We start from the raw sequence: 4,713 nt of genomic DNA on the forward strand, positions 1-4,713 counted from the left end.
GTCCGGGCCGACATCAGACGGGCCCGCGCCAAGGTGACCGACTCTCTCCGCCTGAAGTACCAGCCGATGGTTGACGAATTCATCGTGCTCGACGCCGCCACCGAGCCCCTGTGTATCGAGCTCCTGCTTCGCCTCGCGCAGGCCCCCGATGGCATCCTTCGACTCCAGAATGTCCGCGAGGAACGCCCGGATCTGGACCACGCTATCGACCGTGTGTTCACATATGGGATGCGTGATGGCTTCGGGCTGAAGCGCGGGAGAATCGCCGAACATCTTTTTTATGACCCGCGAGGCCAGCGACTGATCGCCGACGACCCACAGTTTCTTTTCTACCTACGGCAGCTCAGCCGCGACGAGCTTCTCACCGCTGCCGGCAAGGTGCTGCCGGTCCCGCGGGACCAGGTATTCGTCTGTTATAGCCACAAAGACGCCACCTGGCTCGGCCGGCTCCAGGTTCACCTCAGCCCGTTGGAACGCAACGGAGTCGTCGACCTGTGGTCAGACCGCCGGATAGAGCTGGGCGACGACTGGCGCAAGGAAATTGCGATAGCGCTTTCCCGCGCACGTGCGGCGATCCTTCTCGTCAGCGCGGACTTCCTTGACTCCGACTTCATTCGCGATCACGAAATACCACCGCTACTCGAAGCAGCAGAGCAGGTCGGGTGCCGCATCATACCGATTCTCGTGGCGCCGAGCCTGTTCGAACAGGAGCCATCCCTCGCCCGCTTCCAGCACGCCAATCCAGGCGGGACCACTCTCGCCGAGATGCCCGGCGAACGCGCCGAACGGCTCCTCGCCGATATCGCCCGTTCGCTGTCAAAAATTCTTCAGAGCTCACCGAAATGAGCGTCTGCCTCCATTTGGCCGTGACGCCGATGCTCCGGACCAGCACAACAGAGCACGTCATTGCGACGTCTACCAGCAGGCTCCGGATAGGCGATAGGCCGACCAACCATATGCTCGGTTGCTTTCAAGCGCCGCCAGTTCGATTCGCCACAACGGACAAACCTGATCAAGGATTCTGGCAGCTCGGGAATCATGGCTGCCGTTCCGCAGTGCAGTGACGGCCGCGATATGGGCGTCGACGATGTTTCTTCCCGACGCCAGGCGGGTGTGGAACGCAACACTATACACGAGGGCGATCACATCGTCGATCTCCCAGAGACTACTGACGACAGCCCGTGCTCCGCGGGCCAGGAACGCGCTGTCGAGACCGCGCCATGTCTGTATCGCCCGGCCCCCAACCGGGTGTCGGCCCGTCTCGCAGGCGGACAGAACGATCAACGACGTCTTCGTCAACGGTGGACCGGCATGGACGCGGGCCGCCGAGAGCAGCGCATGCCCTGGGGTGTCACCTGCGAGCCAGAGCCCGCTGGCAAGAGCGTCAGGCCGGGACCATCCGTGAGCGGAAGCATGCGCCACGTGTGAGCCAGCGATCGCCGCCAGAACGGCATCCGGTCCGGCGGCGGCACCGCCAAGGACCCGGGCGCCCGGTGCGAGGACGGTGAGAGCGCTGGCTTCCTGGTCCGGGCCTTCGAGGACATCCAGGCCGAGACCGGGCGGGGCATGCGCCCCACTCGCTGCCACCACAAGATCGAGATCAAGGGGGTCGGCCCGTCTCGCAGCGAGATCACGGACAACGGCGGCGCTGGGAGCGTAACTGATCTGATAAAGATCAGCCAGGAGGTCCGTGCCAACGTGGCAAGCGTGTATCGGTATCGGTTCCAGGGAGCGGCTCGGTGAGAGCACCAAATGGTGAATTTGGCTGCCGCGGAGCGTTTCGACGATCGGGGAGACCAATTCATGACCTACCCAATCGAGGACGGTGTCAAGAACCGCGGCCCTTTTCTCCCAGGAGCGCTCGGATGTCTGTGCGAGCCAGTAGTCGCAGATACTTCGGAGTCGGTCCACACGCACATGCCCGAGGTTCACCAGCCTTACCCGCGAACCCTCCCCCTCGTCGACAACGATTACGCAGGCGAGACTGTCATCGAACTCGGCGAGCTGCACGAAGGCCCGGCCCGGCTCGACAACGCCTACGGTTAGATCAGCAGGGGTGTCACCGCCCCTAAACCGTAGTTGCGCCTCCTGGCGGCGCCGGCGATAGATGTTCCTGGCATTCTCCACAGCCGAGGAAACTGTCGGGTCGGCCTGGCTGTCCGCTTCGGCGGAGACCCGATTTGCGTGGGCGGCGGCCAAGCTTGCCCGGGCGGCGCTGACGGCTCGCGCCTTCTCCTCGCCGCTGCTACCCGACAGGCCGAGATCGAAGAGGATCTCCTCGGATTTCGCGTTGTCCGCGCCGACGAACATATATGGCGCTGGATCCGGGGCACGGGAGAGGAGAATCAGCAGCGACACACCCGGTTCCCGATCTTCGGCGAGGGTGAGTGTCTCGTCGACTCGGTCGAGCAGGCCCGCTGTTGTGTCGGCAGGAAGTCTGATGAACCGGCCACCGAGATGTACCAGTTCACGCTCGCCACGTAGCCGGTAATAGTCGAGTCGAACGCCTGCAAGGCAGGCGAGAAGAAGCCCGACCGCGCCATGGGGCTCGTCCAGTTGAAAATAGAACGGCGCCAGCATTGCAGTACGCCACTCGCCTTGGCCGACCGCCAGGTGGAAGGTGACGCCGGTTGGAGTGCTCCATACTGCTAATTTTCCGGACGTGCCGCAAGCCAGATCAGCCTCGGCATCTTCCTCTTCCTCATCAGTCTCAACGACGACGCCCCAGTGCTCGATCGATCCAACTCCGTGCCGTATGATACGCGCACCGTGGTCAAAGACCTCCGCGGCGACCCAGTCGGGCACCGCCGAGCGCTCGCCGGCCACCATGCGGTCGGGAACACTGTCCGGCATTTGATACGGAGCACGAAATATTCGGAGATGCGCGTCGAGCCAGCGCCGACGGCGCATGACTCGCTGGTCTTGCTCGGCCATCAATATCTGCTCAGGCTCGGTCAGGTCAGCCAGCCATAGCTGGCAGCGACGCCACCCCTCAGCGGCAATCAACCGTGCTTCGTCCCGCTGTGCCCGCCCGCCACCAAAATGATCATCGTCGACCCCCTCAGCAACCCAGGCTCGAGTCAGCTGGTCGAGAGTCCGCCACATCACGAAGGACGCTTGGCCCTCCACAAGCCACGCGTCTACACCCTGATCACGATCATCCCACTGCCAACGTCCCGAACGGGCCGGTCCGTCATCCCCGAGAAGAGAACGCCGACGTGCCTCGGCCGAATACCGTCTGACCTCCGGACGGTCGGCAAGATAGACGAGAAGCTCCAGACCAACCGGGCGTTCGTTGCCTCCATCGGCTTCGATCTGAACCGGGCTCGCGGGAAGCGGAATCGGGTCACACGGCTCCACAATGAGAGCGGTGATGACCCGTTCATCGGTGAGCCCAAAAACCGTACGCAGGTGCCATCGAGCCACGTCCGCTCCCCGCTCGAGCACGAGACGCGGAGCGAGATAGCACAGAAAAGCCCCCAGAAGCTGATCCGGACTCCACCAATCAGCGATTGGAAGGCCCGCGCAACCCCATTCCACCCGAACCTGGCGCACCAGGCTCGTCACATCCCCGGGCCCATAGCCCTCGAGCGCCTCCGACACCATCAAATGATCAACTATCTGGTCGGTGGTCATAACAACGCTCGCACTGCGGCAGATCCATGCGACCACAGCAGCCGCCCCGAGATCGGGCCTGTGACGCACTGGCGCGTATGCGCGAACGACACCCACCGAAGTGCCGGCCAGCCGAAGAACATCACGACAGAGAACGTCGAACCAGCGACGACGCGCGGAACTCACAGGTCGCGCCCGGCCACGGCAGGCCATGACCTCGGCCCGGTACGCGGCGTTCGCGGGCATGCGGGCGGATGAACTCTGAGGGTGATGCTCCCAGGGTACATCCGGACCGTCACCCGGTGCGTCGGGGCTGGTCGGTATCGTCATGCCGATATTGGCGGGTGTCGGGGGGATCTGGATGGGCGAGATGGCCGCGGCGGGTGCTCGGTTGGAGCAGCTCGTTCCCGGAGCGCGAGTGCTCGGCATCGCGGGAGACGGTCCGGTAGAGATCGCGAGGGCGCGGTGGGCCGGGGGCAACGCGATCAGAGTAACGTACAGGGACGATCATGGTGGAACCGGTGAGCGAATGCTCCTGCGCCGAGATGAATCACGCCTGCGTTTGGTCACTGACCAGGGCACTCACACCTTCGACGGGGCGCCGGATGCCTGGCTCCTCGCCGCGGAGGCGTTGCGCCTACGGTGGGCCGCCCTCTTCGACTCGATGCTCGCTGTGTCGATGTCGGAGGTGGAGCCCCTTCCGCACCAGCTCACGGCCGTCTACGGTGAGCTGCTACCGCGGACCCCATTGCGGTTCCTGCTCGCGGACGACCCGGGTGCAGGCAAGACCATCATGTGTGGACTTTACGTCAAGGAATTGATCTTGCGTGGAGACCTCGCGCGGTGTCTGATTGTTGCTCCCGGTTCGCTGGTGGAGCAGTGGCAGGATGAGTTGTACAACAAGTTCGGCCTGCGTTTCGATCTGTTGACCACATCGTTGGTCGACTCCGCCGTCGACGGCAATGTTTTCGAGCGGTATCCGCTGCTCATCGCACGCATGGACCACTTGGCACGCAATCCTGATCTTCTCGGAAAGCTCGAATCCTCCGACTGGGATCTCGCGGTCGTGGACGAAGCGCACCGGATGTCCGCTCGGTA

3 protein-coding genes are annotated in these 4,713 nt (G+C 63.7%); 2 read left to right on the forward strand and 1 reads right to left on the reverse strand.

Annotation, left to right across the window (positions count from 1 at the left end):
- On the forward strand, window positions 1–846 hold an 846-nt coding region (locus U9977_RS25795), incomplete at its 5' end, for a toll/interleukin-1 receptor domain-containing protein (protein WP_322751880.1).
- A 69-nt stretch (window positions 847–915) separates the two neighbouring features.
- Here the strand turns inward: U9977_RS25795 and U9977_RS25800 are convergent.
- Window positions 916–3,636 (reverse strand): CHAT domain-containing protein, encoded by a 2,721-nt coding sequence (locus U9977_RS25800; RefSeq protein WP_322751881.1) that lies wholly within the window; start codon window positions 3,634–3,636, stop codon window positions 916–918.
- 307 nt (window positions 3,637–3,943) lie between these two features.
- On the opposite strand from U9977_RS25800, the gene U9977_RS25805 reads away from it, so the two are divergent.
- On the forward strand, window positions 3,944–4,713 hold a 770-nt coding region (locus tag U9977_RS25805), incomplete at its 3' end, for a DEAD/DEAH box helicase (protein ID WP_322751882.1).

It is taken from the genome of Protofrankia sp. Cas8 (assembly GCF_963555845.1).
GTDB lineage: Bacteria > Actinomycetota > Actinomycetes > Frankiales > Frankiaceae > Protofrankia.

What these genes read in the sequence shown, in the direction of transcription:
- U9977_RS25800 (WP_322751881.1), bottom strand. Translation starts at nt 3,636, where the DNA reads ATGACCACCGACCAGATAGTTGATCATTTGATGGTGTCGGAGGCGCTC.